Source organism: Streptococcus oralis ATCC 35037 (assembly GCF_900637025.1).
Classification (GTDB): Bacteria; Bacillota; Bacilli; order Lactobacillales; family Streptococcaceae; genus Streptococcus; species Streptococcus oralis.
Window position 1 is genome coordinate 683780 of sequence record NZ_LR134336.1, and the last position, 15495, is coordinate 699274.

A 15495-nucleotide genomic window follows, 5' to 3' on the forward strand; every position below is an offset into this window, starting at 1 on the left:
ATTCAAAAAGAACACCCCAGAAGTTAGAGTCTCATCTCTACTTTTGGGGTGTCGTTTATTTTCTATCCTTAAGTATTTTACAATACCCACGTACGAATAGCATGGGCAACGCCAGATTCATCATTTGTTTTGGTGATGTATTTGGCGATTTTTTTGAGTTCAGGATTTCCATTTTCCATAACAACGGGATTGCCAACGACTTCGAGCATGGCACGGTCATTTTCTTCGTCGCCGATCGCCATGGTTTCATCTTTGGTCAATCCGAGTTTTTCAGCTAAGTGAGTGATGGCTGAACCCTTGTCTACATTCTTTTTAAGGAGTTCGAGGTAGAAAGGAGCAGATTTGTTGATGGAGTAGCGCTCGTAAAATTCGGCTGGTATCTTTTCAATCGCAGCATCGAGGATTTCTGGTTCATCGATAAACATACACTTGACGATTTCCTTGCCAGCCATTTCTTCAGGAGTGCGGTAGAAGATGGGCATGTTGACGAGGGTTGATTCGTGCACCGTGTATTTTCCGATATTGCGATTGGCAGTGTAGATACCATCCTTGGTAATAGCGTGCATGTGGACACCGAGCTTGCGACTGAGAAATTCCATATACAGATAATCCTCATAGGTCAAGGATTCGCTGATAATCTCATGGCCAGTAGCAGTTTCTTGAACAAGGGCACCGTTGAAGGTTACAACATAGTCACCCTCATCTCTCAATTGCAAGTCGTCCAAAAGTTTGGCAACGCCTGCGATAGGACGACCCGTTGCAATCACGACTTTGACACCAGCTTCTTTGGCATCTTGGATGGCAGAAAAGACTTCCGGAGTGATTTCCTTTTTACTGTTAACCAGGGTACCGTCGATATCGACGGCGATTAGTTTAATACTCATAAATTTCCTCTATTCATTCTTATTTGGGGTAAAATGATCGTTCTCAATCAAGTGTAAAAATTGCTGGGTGATACTTGCGAAGATGCTGTTTTGGTCCAACATTTCTTTTGGAAAATAGAAACGATTGTCACCGTGGCGACTGCCAGCAAGGGATTGGACGATAGGGGACAGGCTAGAGAGTTCTGCCAGTTCACCATTTTTTTGTAAAATTTCAATCTGAGTCCGTGGATTTTCAGATTCGGGACGATAGATATCATAAGGGAGGTCAAAGTTCTTATGAATAGCAGTATAGTAGTCTGGATCAAAACCGATTTCTTCAACCAGTTGTCTCATGGTTGCGAGTTGGTCTTGGTCTTTTTCTGAAAAAGTAATGGATTTAAAGACCTTGCGGTTGACAAAACGTTGCGACAAGTCTGCGAGAATCTTGTCAGGACTGCTCATCCAGAGTTGGAAGTAGGTATTCATCACGCCGTCATCAAGTGCCAGATAGTCAGATAGAGTAACTTTTTTTTCAAAAAAAGGTAGCAAATGTGGAGAAGTGCGTGCAAAGAAGTCCTTGTCCTCAGGGTAGAGTTCCTTAGCACGCTTGAGAAGATTCTGTAGGAGAACTTCCATGGCACGTGTTGCTGGGTGGAAATAAACCTGCATATACATCTGGTAGCGACTGAGAACATAGTCTTCGATGGCGTGCATGCCATTGCGCTGAAAGGCGATGCCATTTTCGATAGGGCGAATCACTCGGAGGATGCGAGTCAGGTCAAATTCCCCATAAGATGCTCCTGTAAAATAGGAGTCGCGCAAGAGATAGTCCATGCGGTCCGCATCGATCTGACTAGAAATGAGCTGCACGACCTGCTTGTTAGGATAGGTATGATTGATGACACTGGCAACTTTTTTTGGAAAGTCAGGCGCTACTTGTAGCAGAACTTGGTGAATCTCTGTCTCAGGACTTTGGATGATTTCCTGGGTAATAGCTTCATGATCTGTATCAAAGAGATGTTCAAAAGTATGGGAGTAGGCACCATGCCCAAGATCATGAAGGAGCGCAGCGGTCATGGTCAAGAGAGACTCAGCAGGATCCCATTCTTCAGGATATTTTTCTTCAAAAATCTCTGTGATACGACGAGCAATCTCATAGACCCCCAAACAGTGGGAAAAGCGACTGTGTTCGCCACCATGGAAGGTATAGCTGGAAGTTCCTAGTTGCTTAATACGGCGCAGACGTTGAAATTCTTTTGTATTGATCAAGTCGTATATGACCTGATTGTTTACATGGATGTAGTTGTGAACTGGGTCACGGAATACTTTTTCGTTCATATGACCATTATAGCAAAATCCTGCTCTTTTTGGTAAAATAGTAGGACAAGAGACAAGAAAGAGGATTTGATGTGAAGATTCGGATGCGCAATACGATTCAGTTTGATGAACAGTTGGAAGTCATAGACCAACTTTATGACGTGGAAGTGCGTGAAAAGGGCGATTATAGCTATCTGCTTTTCTACAATGAGGAGAAGGAAAAAGTGGTTCTCAAGTTTCATGAAGAAGAACTGGTGATGACCCGTTTCTCGAGTCCCAAAACTATCATGCGTTTTCTAAAGGATAGCGATAGTTTAGCCTATATTCCTACACCTATGGGCATGCAGGAATTTATCATTCAAACGAATCACTATGAACTGGATGGGCAAAAGATTGAATTAGCCTATCAACTGCAAAACCAAGAGGGACACCCCTTTGCCAGCTATCAATTAGAAATTACTTGGGGATAAGAAAAAGGTTGGCGGTAGCCAACCTTATTTGATATAGAGTTCTTTATTTTTTAGGACAATTTCACGCACGCTTGCAAATTTTTTGAGTTTTTTAAGTTCTTCAGGATGGGTTACCAGAGTGATAACATAGCCCTCTTTGCCCATGCGACCTGTACGGCCAGCGCGGTGGGTATAGGTTTCCATATCTCTAGGAATATCAAAGTTTACGACACATTCTAGGCTATCAATATCAATTCCACGTGCCAGAAGGTCAGTTGCAAGGAGCAGGGTCAACTGTTTGTCTTTAAACTTTTCTAAGATGACTTTTCGAAATTTCACATTGACATCGCTAGCGAGGGAAACAGCTAAGATATCACGATACTGTAATTTTTCTTCTGCACTTCCAAGATCTGATAGGCTATTAAAGAAAACTAGTCCACGGAAATCCTCAACATGAGCCAATTTTCGTAGCATATCCACTCGGTGACGTTGGTCTACCTGCATGTAGAAATGTTGGATGTTGTTCAGTTTTTGATCAGAGAGATCAATGGTGCGCGTGTTTGGAGCAATCTTTTCTTGGTCAAACTTGGTCGTCGCACTCATGTAGATGAGTTGGTGGTCACGAGGTGCGTAGTGAGTGATTTTCTCGACAAAGTGAATCTGAGAATCATCGAGCAATTGGTCAAATTCATCCAGGATGATGGTTTCCACATTCATCATCTTGATTTTTTTCAATTTAATCAACTCAAAGATACGGCCAGGTGTTCCAATCAGAATTTCTGGTCCTTTTTTAAGACGTTCAATCTGGCGTTTCTGACTGGAACCTGATAAGAAGAGCTGAGCGGTCAAACCGATAGCCTCTGCCCACGTTTTACACACGTCGAAAATCTGTCCAGCAAGTTCCGTATTTGGTGCTAGAATCAAGAGTTGTTGGGCTTTTTTCTTTTGCAGTTTGAGAAGACTAGGTAGGAGGTAAGCGAGGGTCTTACCAGTTCCTGTTGGACTGACTCCAAGAATATTTTCCCCTTCTGTTATAGGTTCAAAAAGTTGAGTCTGAATGGGAGTGAAGTCTTGGAAACCGAGTTGGTCGCTCAGTTCTTGCCATTCAGTAGGTAGTTTGGTTTTCATTTTTCTGCCTCAAATCTAATGCCAGCAGTCTGGCGCATGGTATAGAGTAAATCATGAACAGAACCTGCATCATCCAGCCAGTTCTGGTAAAGCGTCTGGTCTGGTTGCTGAATCATCTGTGCGAATGCAGCGACTTCCTCAGTCATCGTATGAGGAACCTGTTGGATAGGAAGCTGAACTTGATTTCCTTGGTGGTTAGTAAAAATAGCTGAGCGGACATGCTCAATCGTGTTAAGGGTCAAGGTTCCATCTGCTGTGTAAATCTCACAAGGAAGATTGGAAGTGATGTTTTTCCCAGCCTTGATATGAACTTGAAATTCTGGGTAGAAGAGGATACCATCACCATTTAAGTCAATGCTATTGTCAAGCTGTTGAGCATGGTAAGTTGCGTCTTGAGCCTTTCCAAAGAGGCGAATGGTAGCGTAGAGGGGATAAATCCCCAAGTCCATAAGTGCTCCACCAGCAAAACGATCTGAAAAAACATTTGGCGTCTGCCCAGCCAATAAGTCAGGCATCTTGGAAGAATACTTGGCATAGTTGAAATCTGCTCCCCAAATTTGCTTGTCTGCCAAAAAATTCTTGATAGTGGTAAAGGCTTCCTCGTGGTAGTTTCGTGCTGCCTCAAAGATAAAACAGTGATTTTTCTCAGCTGTTTGCCTCAAATCTAGCCACTCTTGTGGCTGAGTGACAGCTGGCTTTTCAAGAATGACGTGCTTACCAGTAGACAAGGCAGCCTTGGCTTGAACAAAATGCAAGGAGTTTGGACTGGCGATATAGACCACATCAAAGGAAGACTTAAACAAGTCTTCTAATTGATCAAAGAGTTGGATATTTTCATAGCGAGAAGCAAAGGTTGCGGCAGTTTCTAGTTTTCTAGAATAGACTGCAACCAGCTGGTATTCTCCGCTAGCATGGGCTGCTTCTATGAAATGATGGCTGATAGCCCCTGTTCCGATAACACCTAATTTAAGCATAAATACTCCTTTTCCGACTTCAAATCCTTCCTTCATTATAACATAGAAAAGAAGGACTATCCAACAGATGGTAAAAATTTTCAAATGGGCTACGAATTTCTTGGAGAAAGTGGTACAATATTTAGATAAGTAGATGAAATGAAAAGGGGGAGAAAATGAGATTATTACCAATAAGGAAAATATCACGTCAGTCTAAGCGACTAGCGCTTTTTTTGACTTTTTGTGCAGGATATGTCGATGCTTATACCTTTATCGTGCGAGGGAACACCCTTGTCGCTGGACAGACTGGGAATGTCGTTTTTCTTTCTGTAGGACTCATTCAACAAAATGTATCGGATGCCAGTGCTAAAGTAATGACCTTGCTTTTCTTTATGATGGGTGTCTTTTTTCTGACATTGTATAAGGAAAAACTTCGAATTGTTAAAAAGCCGATTTTGTCCTTGATTCCTCTTGCAGTCCTGTCCCTAATTATAGGTTTTGTGCCACAAACGGTTGATAATATCTATCTCGTACCGCCCTTAGCCTTTTGTATGGGACTGGTGACAACAGCCTTTGGAGAAGTGTCAGGGATTGCCTATAATAATGCTTTTATGACAGGGAATATCAAACGTACCATGTTGGCTTTTGGAGATTATTTCCGGACCAAGCATACGCCTTTCCTACGAGAGGGATTGATTTTTGTTAGCTTGCTTAGCAGTTTTGTCTTCGGAGTTGTTTTTTCAGCTTATTTGACGATTTACTATCAGGAGAAGACAATTCTAGGTGTTCCTCTTATGATGAGTATCTTCTACTTCAGTATGCTTTTTGCTTCTTGGAGAAAAAAAGGAGAGAAATAGCTTAAATTTGATTGATTTTACTTGTAAGAAAAAAGAAGATATGCTATACTTGAAGAGTTGACTATGCACAATCCTGTGCAACCGCACGAACATCGTTGCTCACATAGTGAGTATAAAGTGGTTCGTCCCACGATGCTAGGCGAGTCTTCACAAAAACACGGGGAAACCCTAAAAATCATAGGAGGTGCCTAATGAGCACATACGCAATTATCAAAACTGGCGGAAAACAAGTTAAAGTTGAAGTTGGTCAAGCAGTTTACGTTGAAAAATTGAACGTTGAAGCTGGTCAAGAAGTTACTTTTAACGAAGTTGTTCTTGTTGGTGGTGAAAACACTGTTGTCGGAACTCCACTTGTTGCTGGAGCTACTGTAGTTGGAACTGTTGAAAAACAAGGAAAACAAAAGAAAGTTGTTACATACAAGTACAAACCTAAAAAAGGTAGCCATCGTAAACAAGGTCACCGTCAACCATATACAAAAGTTGTCATCAACGCGATCAACGCTTAATTTTAAGGAGAACACATGATACAAGCAGTCTTTGAGAGAGCCGAAGATGGCGAGCTGAGGAGTGCGGAAATTACTGGACACGCCGAAAGTGGCGAATACGGCTTAGATGTCGTGTGTGCATCGGTTTCTACGCTTGCCATTAACTTTATCAATTCCATTGAGAAATTTGCAGGCTATGAACCAATCTTAGAATTAAACGAAGATGAAGGTGGCTATCTAAAGGTTGATATACCAGCGGATCTTCCTTCACACCAGAGAGAAATGACCCAGTTATTCTTTGAATCATTTTTCTTAGGTATGGCAAACTTATCGGAGAACTCTTCTGAGTTCGTCCAAACCAGAGTTATCACAGAAAACTAACACGGAGGAAAACATTATGTTAAAAATGACTCTTAACAACTTGCAACTTTTCGCCCACAAAAAAGGTGGAGGTTCTACATCAAATGGACGTGATTCACAAGCGAAACGTCTTGGAGCTAAAGCAGCTGACGGACAAACTGTAACAGGTGGATCAATCCTTTACCGTCAACGTGGTACACACATCTACCCAGGTGTAAACGTTGGACGTGGTGGAGACGATACTTTGTTCGCTAAAGTTGAAGGCGTAGTACGCTTTGAACGTAAAGGACGCGATAAGAAACAAGTTTCTGTTTACCCAATCGCAAAATAAAAAGGTCCAGTGAACCTTTTTATCCCGAGCCTTGATATTTTAAGGCGAGGAAGCTAGAAGTAGCATAGAATAAGGCTTTCCGAGTTTTCGGAGAGCCTATTTTTTTGTTTTGATATCTATATTTAATTTAATAGAGAGTAGTTAGCCCTGGGTTTGTGATGGATATCTTTTCCTTTTTGGAAAAATTCTGAAATATGGTATAATGAACAGATAGAGAAGTTGGGGGTAAAAGATGAACATTCAACAATTACGCTATGTTGTGGCCATTGCCAATAGTGGTACTTTCCGTGAAGCTGCAGAAAAGATGTATGTCAGTCAGCCCAGTCTGTCTATTTCTGTGCGCGATTTGGAAAAAGAGCTGGGGTTTAAGATTTTCCGTCGGACGAGTTCGGGGACTTTCTTGACCCGTCGTGGTATGGAATTTTACGAGAAAGCACAAGAGTTAGTCAAAGGCTTCGATGTTTTTCAAAATCAGTATGCCAATCCTGAGGAAGAAAAGGATGAATTTTCCATTGCCAGCCAGCACTATGACTTCTTGCCACCAACCATTACGGCCTTTTCAGAGCGTTATCCTGATTATAAGAACTTTCGTATTTTTGAGTCTACTACAGTTCAAATCTTAGACGAAGTAGCGCAAGGACACAGTGAGATTGGGATTATCTACCTCAACAATCAAAATAAAAAGGGCATCATGCAACGGGTTGAAAAGCTTGGTTTAGAAGTTATTGAACTAATTCCTTTCCAGACTCACATTTATCTTCGTGAAGGGCATCCTTTAGCACAGAAAGAGGAATTGGTCATGGGGGATTTAGCGGATTTACCAACGGTTCGGTTTACTCAGGAAAAGGATGAGTACCTTTACTATTCAGAAAACTTTGTCGACACCAGCGCGAGTTCCCAGATGTTCAATGTGACCGACCGTGCTACTTTTAATGGTATTTTGGAGCGGACGGATGCTTATGCGACTGGATCTGGATTTTTAGATAGTGACAGTGTTAATGGGATCACAGTCATTCGTCTCAAGGATAATCTAGATAACCGCATGGTCTATGTCAAACGGGAAGAAGTGGAGCTTAGCCAAGCTGGGACTCTTTTCGTTGAGGTTATGCAAGAATATTTTGATCAAAAGAGGAAATCATGAAAAAAAGAGGAATAGTAGCAGTCATTGTACTGCTTTTGATTGGGCTGGATCAGTTGGTCAAAAATTATGTTGTCCAGCAGATTCCACTGGGTGAAGTGCGTTCGTGGATCCCCAATTTCGTTAGCTTGACCTATCTGCAAAATCGTGGGGCAGCCTTCTCCATGCTGCAAGATCAGCAGTGGTTATTTGCTGTCATTACACTGGTCGTCATGGTAGGAGCCATTTGGTATCTACATAAACACATGGAGGATTCTCTCTGGATGGTTTTTGGACTGACTTTGATAATCGCGGGAGGTCTGGGTAACTTTATTGACAGAATGAGTCAAGGTTTTGTGGTGGATATGTTTCACCTAGACTTTATCAACTTTGCGATTTTCAATGTGGCTGACAGCTATTTGACAGTTGGTGTCATTGTTTTATTGATTGCAATGCTTAAAGAGGAAGTAAATGGAAATAAAAATTGAAACTGGTGGGCAACGTCTAGACAAGGCTCTGTCAGATCTGACAGAATTGTCACGCAGTCTCGCGAATGAACAAATCAAGGCTGGACAAGTTTTGGTTAATGGGCAAGCCAAGAAAGCCAAATACACTGTCCAAGATGGGGATATCGTCACCTACCATGTGCCAGAACCAGAGGTTTTAGAGTATGTGGCTGAGAATCTGCCACTCGAGATTATCTACCAAGATGAGGATGTAGCCGTTGTTAACAAACCTCAAGGGATGGTGGTTCATCCGAGTGCTGGTCATACTAGCGGAACCTTGGTCAATGCCCTCATGTACCATATCAAGGACTTGTCGGGTATCAATGGGGTTCTCCGGCCGGGTATCGTTCACCGCATTGACAAGGACACGTCGGGTCTCCTCATGATTGCTAAGAATGATGAGGCACACTTGGCACTTGCCCAAGAACTCAAGGACAAGAAGTCTCTCCGCAAATATTGGGCGATTGTTCATGGCAATCTTCCCAATGATCGTGGTGTCATTGAAGCGCCGATTGGTCGTAGTGAAAAAGATCGTAAGAAACAGGCAGTGACTGCTAAAGGGAAGCCAGCAGTGACTCGTTTTCAAGTCTTGGAACGCTTTGGAGATTATAGTTTGCTAGAGTTGCAACTGGAAACAGGGCGTACTCACCAAATCCGTGTTCATATGGCTTATATTGGCCATCCAGTCGCTGGTGATGAAGTCTATGGTCCTCGTAAGACACTGAAGGGACATGGGCAATTTCTCCATGCTAAGACTCTAGGCTTTACTCATCCGAGAACAGGTGAAACCTTGGAGTTCACAGCAGATATTCCAGAGATTTTTAAAGAAACGCTGGAAAGATTGCGTAAAACTGAGAATAGATAAAAGAGTTGAGATGCCTTGTCTCAACCTTTTTCATTTCAAGTCTTTTCCATTTTAAAGTATTCATGTTATAATGGATAAATATGAAGAATCGGAGTGAGAATATGAAGTACAAACGAATCGTCTTTAAGGTAGGGACTTCCTCCTTGACAAATGAAGACGGGAGTTTATCAAGGAGTAAAGTAAAGGCAATTACCCAGCAATTGGCTATGCTACATGAAGCTGGACATGAGTTGATTTTAGTGTCATCTGGGGCAGTTGCCGCTGGATTTGGAGCTTTGGGTTTTAAAAAACGTCCGACCAAGATTGCAGATAAACAAGCTTCGGCTGCAGTTGGTCAGGGACTTTTGTTGGAGGAATACACAACCAACCTCCTCATGCGCCAGATCGTTTCTGCACAAATCTTGCTGACACAGGATGATTTTGTAGATAAGCGTCGCTATAAGAATGCCCACCAGGCCTTGTCTGTATTGCTTCATCGTGGTGCAATCCCCATCATCAACGAGAATGACAGTGTCGTTATTGATGAGCTCAAGGTGGGTGATAATGACACTCTGAGTGCCCAGGTAGCGGCGATGGTCCAAGCAGACCTTTTAGTTCTCTTGACGGATGTGGACGGTCTCTATACCGGAAATCCCAACTCAGATCCAACAGCCAAACGTTTGGAGAAAATCGAGACTATCAATCGTGAGATTATTGATATGGCTGGTGGAGCAGGTTCGTCAAACGGTACTGGGGGTATGTTGACAAAAATCAAAGCTGCAACTATTGCGACGGAGTCAGGTGTGCCAGTCTATATCTGCTCTTCCATGAAATCTGATGCCTTGATTGAAGCAGCAGAGGAGACCAAGGATGGATCCTTCTTTGTTGCGCAAGAGAAGGGACTTCGTACCCAGAAACAATGGCTGGCCTTCTATGCTCAAAGTCAGGGAACGATTTGGGTAGATGGTGGAGCTGCAGAGGCACTTTCAAAAAACGGGAAAAGTCTCCTTTTATCGGGTGTGGTAGAAGTGGAAGGAAACTTCTCTTACCACGATATTGTAACAGTAGCAGATAAAGAAACAGGTCAATCTCTTGGAAAGGGACGTGTCCAATTTGGTGTCTCAGCCCTAGAAGATATGCTCCGTTCTCAAAAAGCTAAGGGAGTCTTGATTCACCGTGATGACTGGATTTCCATCACTCCTGAAATCCAGCTGCTCTTTACAGAATTTTAGAGGTGAACGATGGTAAGGACACAAGAACAATTTGAACAGGTACAGGCTGTTAAGAAATCAATTAATACTGCTAGTGAAGCAGTGAAAAACCAAGCCTTGCTAGCCATGGCTGATCACTTGTTGGCAGCCACTGAGGGGATTCTAGAGGCCAATGCCCTCGATATGGCAGCGGCCAAGGGGAAAATCTCAGATGTTATGCTAGATCGTCTTTATTTGGATGAAGGACGTATAGAAGCGATGGCAAGAGGGATTCGTGAAGTGGTTGCTTTACCAGATCCAATTGGTGAAGTTTTAGAAACAAGTCAGCTTGAAAATGGCTTGGTTATTACCAAGAAGCGTGTGGCTATGGGGGTTATTGGTATTATCTATGAAAGTCGTCCAAATGTGACGTCTGATGCGGCTGCTTTGGCTCTCAAAAGTGGCAATGCGGTCGTTCTTCGTAGTGGCAAGGATGCCTACCGAACTGCTCATGCTATTGTCACAGCCTTGAAGAAGGGCTTGGAGACGACGACCATTCATCCAGATGTGATTCAACTAGTAGAAGATACCCGTCGAGAAAGTAGTTATGCTATGATGAAGGCCAAGGGTTATCTAGACCTTCTCATTCCTCGTGGAGGGGCTGGTTTGATCAATGCAGTGGTTGAAAATGCTATCGTGCCTGTTATCGAGACAGGAACTGGGATTGTCCATGTCTATGTAGATAAGGATGCAGACGAAGACAAGGCACTATCGATTATCAACAATGCTAAAACCAGTCGTCCTTCTGTCTGCAACGCCATGGAGGTCTTGCTAGTTCATGAAGACAAGGCAGCAAGCTTCCTTCCTCGCTTGGAACAAGTTCTGGTTGCAGAGCGTAAGGAAGCTGGACTGGAACCAATTCAATTCCGCTTGGATAGCCAAGCAAGTCAGTTTGTTTCAGGTCGAGCAGCTGAGGCCCAAGACTTTGACACTGAGTTTTTAGACTATGTCCTAGCGGTTAAGGTTGTGAGTAGTTTAGAAGAAGCGGTTGCGCATATTGAAGCCCACAGTACCCATCATTCGGATGCGATTGTGACGGAAAATGCTGAAGCTGCAGCTTACTTTACAGATCAAGTGGACTCTGCCGCAGTTTATGTCAATGCCTCAACGCGTTTCACTGATGGTGGCCAGTTTGGTCTTGGATGTGAGATGGGGATTTCTACTCAGAAACTTCACGCGCGTGGGCCTATGGGCTTGAAAGAGTTGACCAGCTACAAGTATGTGGTTACTGGTGACGGACAGATAAGGGAGTAAGAGATGAAGATTGGATTTATCGGTTTGGGGAATATGGGAGCTAGCTTGGCTAAGGCTGTTGTGCAGGCCAAGACGGGTGCTCAGATTCTCCTTGCCAATCGTAGTCAAGCAAAAGTAGATGCTTTCATTGCCAACTTTGGTGGTCAGGCTTCCAGCAATGACGAAATCTTCGCAGAAGCAGATGTGATTTTTCTAGGTGTTAAGCCTGCTCAGTTCTCAGACTTGCTTTCTCAATACCAGACCATCCTTGAAAAGAGAGAAAGTCTTCTTTTGATTTCCATGGCAGCTGGATTGACTTTGGAAAAACTGTCCAAATTTCTGCCGACTCATCACCGAATCATTCGCATCATGCCCAATACTCCAGTGGCTATCGGCCAAGGAGTGATTAGTTATGCCATGTCAGCAAATTGTCGTGCTGAGGACAGTGAACTCTTTTGTCAATTATTGGCCAAGGCCGGCCTCTTGGTTGAGCTGGGGGATGGCTTAATCGATGCAGCGACAGGTCTCGCAGGTTGTGGACCAGCTTTTGTCTATCTCTTTATTGAGGCTTTGGCAGATGCGGGTGTACAGACAGGATTGCCACGAGAAATGGCTTTGAAAATGGCAGCCCAAACAGTAGTTGGATCTGGACAAATGGTTCTGGAAAGCCAGCAACATCCTGGAGTTTTGAAAGACCAAGTTTGCAGCCCAGGAGGTTCGACTATCGCGGGTGTAGCAAGTCTGGAAGAACATGCTTTTAGAGGTACCGTCATGGACGCAGTTCAGCAAGCCTACAAACGAACACAAGAACTAGGTAAATAAGAGGTTGGATGACTCCCAGCCTCTTTTATGGTCGATTGAATGGAGAAGACACAAAAAGATTGTCACAAAAACCTATTTTTTTGATAGAATAGAAGGTAGAAAAAAAGAAATGAGTTAGACATGTCAAAAGGATTTTTAGTCTCTCTTGAGGGACCAGAGGGAGCAGGAAAGACCAGTGTTTTAGAGGCTCTACTCCCAATTTTAGAGGAAAAAGGAGTAGAGGTACTGACGACCCGTGAGCCAGGTGGAGTCTCGATTGGAGAGAAGATTCGGGAAGTGATTTTAGATCCAAGTCATACGCAGATGGATCCTAAAACAGAGCTTCTTCTCTATATCGCCAGTCGCAGACAGCACTTGGTGGAAAAAGTTCTCCCAGCACTTGAAGCTGGCAAGTTGGTCATTATGGACCGCTTCATTGATAGTTCTGTTGCTTATCAGGGATTTGGCCGTGGCTTGGATATTGATGCCATTGATTGGCTCAATCAGTTTGCGACAGATGGCCTCAAACCTGATTTGACACTCTATTTTGACATCGAGGTCGAAGAAGGGCTGGCTCGCATTGCTGCCAATAGTGATCGCGAGGTCAATCGTTTGGACTTGGAAGGCTTGGACTTGCACAAGAAAGTCCGTCAAGGCTACCTTTCTCTTCTGGACAAAGAAGGAAATCGCATGGTCAAGATTGATGCGAGTCTTCCTTTGGAGCAAGTTGTGGAAACGACCAAGGCTGTCTTGTTTGACAGAATGGGCTTGGCTAAATGAAACAAGATCAACTAAAGGCTTGGCAGCCAGACCAGTTTGACCGCTTTGTCCGTATCTTAGAACAAGACCAGCTCAATCATGCCTATCTCTTTTCAGGTTTCTTTGGAAGCTTGGAAATGGCACAGTTTTTGGCTAAGAGCCTCTTTTGTACGGATAAAGTAGGCGTTCTACCATGTGAGAAATGCCGAAACTGCAAGCTGATTGAGCAGGAAGAATTTCCCGATGTTACTTTAATCAAGCCAGTCAATCAGGTCATCAAGACAGAACGGATTCGGGAATTGGTGGGTCAGTTTTCTCAAGCAGGGATTGAAAGCCAGCAACAGGTTTTCATTATCGAGCAGGCGGAGAAAATGCACCCCAACGCAGCTAATTCTCTGCTCAAGGTCATCGAAGAACCCCAGAGTGAAGTTTACATTTTCTTCTTAACTAGTGATGAGGAAAAGATGTTGCCGACTATCCGTAGTAGGACACAGATTTTTCACTTTAAAAAGCAGGAAGAGAAGCTCATCTTGCTCCTAGAACAAATGGGGCTTGTTAAGAAAAAAGCGACTTTCTTAGCCCAGTTTTGTCAATCACGAGCTGAAGCTGAAAAGTTGGTCAATCAGGCAAGTTTTTGGACCTTGGTGGATGAAAGTGAGCGCCTGCTGACCTGGTTATTAGCCAAGAAAAAAGAAAGTTATCTCCAAGTTTCTAAATTAGCTAGCTTGGCAGATGACAAGGAAAAACAAGATCAGGTCTTGCGAATCCTCGAAGTGCTCTGTGGACAGGATCTCTTGCAAGAAAGGATTCGACAGATTCTGCAAGATTTGCTAGAAGCTAGAAAAATGTGGCAGGCTAATGTCAGCTTTCAAAATGCCATGGAATATCTGGTCTTGAAAGAAATATAAACTCAATGAAGGATAAAGAAAGGAAAGGGCTGGTTTATGGATAAAAAAGAATTATTTGACGCGCTGGACGATTTTTCCCAACAGTTACTGGTGACCTTGGCCGATGTGGAAGCCATCAAGAAAAATCTCAAGAGCCTGGTAGAGGAAAATACAGCTCTTCGCTTGGAAAATAGTAAGTTGCGCGAACGCTTGGGCGAGGTGGAAGCAGATACTCCCGTCAAGGCCAAGCATGTTCGTGAAAGCGTCCGTCGGATCTATAAAGACGGTTTTCACGTATGTAATGATTTTTATGGACAACGCCGAGAGCAGGACGAGGAATGTATGTTCTGTGACGAGTTGTTGTACAGGGAGTAGGCATGCAGATTCAAAAAAGTTTTAAGGGACAATCTCCATATGGCAAACTTTATCTAGTGGCAACACCGATTGGCAATCTAGATGACATGACCTTTCGTGCCATTCAGACCTTGAAAGAAGTGGACTGGATTGCAGCTGAGGACACGCGCAATACAGGACTTTTGCTCAAGCATTTTGACATTTCCACCAAGCAGATTAGTTTTCACGAGCACAATGCCAAGGAAAAAATTCCTGATTTGATTGGTTTCTTGAAAGCAGGACAAAGTATCGCTCAGGTATCCGATGCGGGTCTGCCTAGTATCTCGGACCCTGGTCATGATTTGGTTAAGGCAGCTATTGAGGAAGAAATTGCAGTAGTGACAGTTCCGGGTGCCTCTGCAGGGATTTCTGCTTTGATTGCCAGTGGTTTAGCTCCACAACCACATATCTTTTACGGTTTCTTACCGAGAAAATCAGGCCAGCAAAAGCAATTTTTCGACTTAAAAAAAGATTACCCAGAAACTCAGATTTTCTACGAATCGCCCCACCGTGTATCAGATACATTGGAAAATATGCTAGAAGTCTACGGTGACCGCTCGGTAGTCTTGGTCAGGGAATTGACCAAAATCTATGAAGAATACCAACGAGGAAAGATTTCAGAGCTACTAGAAAGTATTGCTGAAACGCCACTCAAGGGTGAATGCCTTCTCATCGTTAAAGGCGCAAGTCAGGATGTGGAGGAAAAGGACGAGGAGGACTTGTTTTCAGAAATCCAATCTCGTATCCAGCAAGGCATGAAGAAAAATCAAGCCATTAAGGAAGTTGCGAAACTCTACCAGTGGAATAAAAGCCAACTCTACGCTGCCTACCACGAATGGGAAGAAAATCAAGAAAATGACTAAACAGGGAAGTTTGCCATCTTCCCTTTTTTTGTTATACTAGTAGAAGAAAAATTAGAAAGATTTGTGGGTGTCAAACAGTCTAGTAGCTTGTTTTGATAC

Annotated in this window: 19 protein-coding genes, 1 pseudogene and 1 other annotated feature; of the genes and pseudogenes, 15 read left to right on the forward strand and 5 right to left on the reverse strand. The window is 43.3% G+C overall.

Annotation, left to right across the window (positions count from 1 at the left end; genetic code table 11):
- Positions 1-77 precede the first annotated feature (77 nt).
- Positions 78-884 (reverse strand): sugar-phosphatase, encoded by an 807-nt coding sequence (gene yidA, locus EL140_RS03450; RefSeq protein ID WP_000023485.1) that lies wholly within the window; start codon positions 882-884, stop codon positions 78-80.
- A gap of 9 nt (positions 885-893) precedes the next feature.
- A complete protein-coding gene (locus tag EL140_RS03455) occupies positions 894-2201 on the reverse strand; it encodes an HD domain-containing protein (RefSeq protein ID WP_001003525.1) in 1308 nt (435 codons plus the stop codon).
- 71 nt (positions 2202-2272) lie between these two features.
- Here EL140_RS03455 and EL140_RS03460 point away from each other — a divergent pair, with 71 nt between their 5' ends.
- Positions 2273-2650 (forward strand): YwiB family protein, encoded by a 378-nt coding sequence (locus EL140_RS03460; protein WP_002875584.1) that lies wholly within the window; start codon positions 2273-2275, stop codon positions 2648-2650.
- 24 nt (positions 2651-2674) lie between these two features.
- On the opposite strand, the gene EL140_RS03465 is transcribed toward EL140_RS03460, so the two are convergent.
- Entirely contained in the window at positions 2675-3757 is a 1083-nt protein-coding gene (locus EL140_RS03465) for a DEAD/DEAH box helicase (protein WP_000850556.1), read from the reverse strand.
- Positions 3754-4731, reverse strand: coding sequence for a Gfo/Idh/MocA family protein (locus tag EL140_RS03470; RefSeq protein ID WP_000915872.1), 978 nt, complete (start codon positions 4729-4731; stop codon positions 3754-3756). Before EL140_RS03470 ends, EL140_RS03465 begins: the two co-directional genes overlap by 4 nt.
- 155 nt (positions 4732-4886) lie before the next feature.
- Here EL140_RS03470 and EL140_RS03475 point away from each other — a divergent pair, with 155 nt between their 5' ends.
- The 4 genes from EL140_RS03475 (at position 4887) to rpmA (ending at position 6743) form a co-directional block, all read left to right on the forward strand.
- Complete coding sequence (locus EL140_RS03475; protein WP_002874454.1) at positions 4887-5567, forward strand: YoaK family protein; 681 nt, start codon at positions 4887-4889, stop codon at positions 5565-5567.
- 69 nt (positions 5568-5636) lie between these two features.
- Positions 5637-5724 (forward strand) — a sequence feature (ribosomal protein L21 leader region).
- A 34-nt stretch (positions 5725-5758) separates the two neighbouring features.
- Positions 5759-6073 (forward strand): 50S ribosomal protein L21, encoded by a 315-nt coding sequence (gene rplU, locus EL140_RS03480; protein WP_000109141.1) that lies wholly within the window; start codon positions 5759-5761, stop codon positions 6071-6073.
- A 15-nt stretch (positions 6074-6088) separates the two neighbouring features.
- Entirely contained in the window at positions 6089-6433 is a 345-nt protein-coding gene (locus tag EL140_RS03485; protein WP_000613696.1) for a ribosomal-processing cysteine protease Prp, read from the forward strand.
- A 16-nt stretch (positions 6434-6449) separates the two neighbouring features.
- A complete protein-coding gene (gene rpmA / locus EL140_RS03490) occupies positions 6450-6743 on the forward strand; it encodes a 50S ribosomal protein L27 (protein WP_000916509.1) in 294 nt (97 codons plus the stop codon).
- Between the two features lie 165 nt (positions 6744-6908).
- Here rpmA and EL140_RS09695 read toward each other — a convergent pair.
- A pseudogene (locus EL140_RS09695) lies at positions 6909-6983 on the reverse strand (AraC family transcriptional regulator); the annotation flags it as partial.
- Here EL140_RS09695 and EL140_RS03495 point away from each other — a divergent pair.
- The 10 genes from EL140_RS03495 (at position 6976) to rsmI (ending at position 15396) form a co-directional block, all read left to right on the forward strand.
- The gene (locus tag EL140_RS03495; protein WP_001025718.1) at positions 6976-7884 is read left to right on the forward strand and encodes a LysR family transcriptional regulator; all 909 of its coding nucleotides are present in this window, start codon (positions 6976-6978) and stop codon (positions 7882-7884) included. The pseudogene EL140_RS09695 and the gene EL140_RS03495 overlap by 8 nt on opposite strands.
- Positions 7881-8348, forward strand: a complete 468-nt coding sequence (lspA, locus tag EL140_RS03500) for a signal peptidase II (protein WP_000745680.1) — start codon at positions 7881-7883, stop codon at positions 8346-8348. The genes EL140_RS03495 and lspA overlap by 4 nt, the downstream gene beginning before the upstream one ends.
- Positions 8332-9231 carry an RluA family pseudouridine synthase gene (locus EL140_RS03505; RefSeq protein WP_000403220.1) on the forward strand — a complete coding sequence of 300 codons (900 nt, stop codon included), beginning with the start codon at positions 8332-8334 and terminating at the stop codon, positions 9229-9231. Before lspA ends, EL140_RS03505 begins: the two co-directional genes overlap by 17 nt.
- A gap of 101 nt (positions 9232-9332) precedes the next feature.
- Positions 9333-10442 carry a glutamate 5-kinase gene (gene proB, locus EL140_RS03510; protein WP_000875730.1) on the forward strand — a complete coding sequence of 370 codons (1110 nt, stop codon included), beginning with the start codon at positions 9333-9335 and terminating at the stop codon, positions 10440-10442.
- Between the two features lie 9 nt (positions 10443-10451).
- The gene (locus EL140_RS03515; RefSeq protein ID WP_000252660.1) at positions 10452-11714 is read left to right on the forward strand and encodes a glutamate-5-semialdehyde dehydrogenase; all 1263 of its coding nucleotides are present in this window, start codon (positions 10452-10454) and stop codon (positions 11712-11714) included.
- Positions 11715-11717: 3 nt separating this feature from the next.
- Complete coding sequence (gene proC, locus EL140_RS03520; RefSeq protein ID WP_000689685.1) at positions 11718-12515, forward strand: pyrroline-5-carboxylate reductase; 798 nt, start codon at positions 11718-11720, stop codon at positions 12513-12515.
- 120 nt (positions 12516-12635) lie between these two features.
- The gene (gene tmk / locus EL140_RS03525) at positions 12636-13274 is read left to right on the forward strand and encodes a dTMP kinase (RefSeq protein WP_000033385.1); all 639 of its coding nucleotides are present in this window, start codon (positions 12636-12638) and stop codon (positions 13272-13274) included.
- Positions 13271-14161, forward strand: a complete 891-nt coding sequence (locus EL140_RS03530; protein WP_000806725.1) for a DNA polymerase III subunit delta' — start codon at positions 13271-13273, stop codon at positions 14159-14161. The genes tmk and EL140_RS03530 overlap by 4 nt, the downstream gene beginning before the upstream one ends.
- A 36-nt stretch (positions 14162-14197) precedes the next feature.
- Positions 14198-14515: a DNA replication initiation control protein YabA gene (gene yabA, locus EL140_RS03535; RefSeq protein ID WP_000358229.1), complete on the forward strand. Its 318-nt coding sequence runs from the start codon at positions 14198-14200 to the stop codon at positions 14513-14515.
- A 2-nt stretch (positions 14516-14517) separates the two neighbouring features.
- Positions 14518-15396, forward strand: coding sequence for a 16S rRNA (cytidine(1402)-2'-O)-methyltransferase (gene rsmI / locus EL140_RS03540; RefSeq protein WP_001166866.1), 879 nt, complete (start codon positions 14518-14520; stop codon positions 15394-15396).
- The last annotated feature ends 99 nt before the right edge of the window (positions 15397-15495 follow it).